The sequence below is a fragment of the Thauera phenylacetica B4P genome (assembly GCF_000310225.1).
GTDB lineage: Bacteria > Pseudomonadota > Gammaproteobacteria > Burkholderiales > Rhodocyclaceae > Thauera > Thauera phenylacetica.
In genome coordinates, this window is record NZ_AMXF01000524.1 from 1 (window position 1) to 867 (window position 867).

Below are 867 nucleotides of genomic sequence, written 5' to 3' on the forward strand. Positions count from 1 at the left end.
CGCCGGCAGGCGCGAAGGCTGCGGGCGGGGGCTGCCTTGCCGGCGGCGGCGCCCGTTTTGGGTCGGGCGGCGCTGCGGCGGGGGAGATTCGATCGGAGGCAATTCAACGCATGTTGTAATATCCCGACTCGATTCCATCTCCTTCTCCAGCATGTCCGATCTTGCCGAACACGCCCGAAGCGCGCGCGGCCGTGGCCGCCCGCGCGGTCCGGACGCGAAGTATCGCGCGCGCCTGCTCGACGCGGCGCTCGACGCCTTCGGGGCGCAGGGCTTCGAGGCGGCGGGGCTGCGCGCGATTGCGGCGGGGGCGGGCTGCGACGTGTCGATGGTGGCGCATTACTTCGGCTCCAAGGCCGAGCTGTGGGTTGCGGTCGTCGACCGCATCGAGGCGCAGGTGCGCGCCGACCTCGCCGCGCTCGACATGCTGGCGCCCGCCGCGGGGCCGATCGAGTGCCGCATCGTGGCGGCGGTGGAGGCGATGTTCGTGCATGCGGCGCGCCAGCCGCAGGCGATGCGCTTCGTGATGCGCCAGCTGACCGAGCCGGGCGAGCGCCTCGACGAGCTCGTCGCGCGCGTGGTCGAGCCGGTGCATGCGGTCTTCCTGCCGCTGTGGCAGGAGGCGATCGACGCGGGGATCTTCCGCATGCGCAGCGCGCTGGCGCTGCAGACCTTCGTGTTCGGAGCGATCTCGTACGCGGTCGCGGCGGCGCCGGTGCTGGCGCGCATGAGCGGCGGCGAGATGGATCTCGCGCGCCTGCAGCGCGAATTCATGGACGGCCTGTTCGCCCGCCTCGCGCGCGGCGGAGCCGACGCGGACGCATCCGACGCCGCCGAGGAGAGACGATGAGCGCCGCGCCACGGCACGAA

Annotated in this window: 1 protein-coding gene; it reads left to right on the forward strand. The window is 72.9% G+C overall.

The annotated features are described in order from the left end of the window. The first annotated feature begins 151 nt into the window (after nucleotides 1-151). Complete coding sequence (locus tag C667_RS23455; RefSeq protein ID WP_004390845.1) at nucleotides 152-847, forward strand: TetR/AcrR family transcriptional regulator; 696 nt, start codon at nucleotides 152-154, stop codon at nucleotides 845-847. The last annotated feature ends 20 nt before the right edge of the window (nucleotides 848-867 follow it).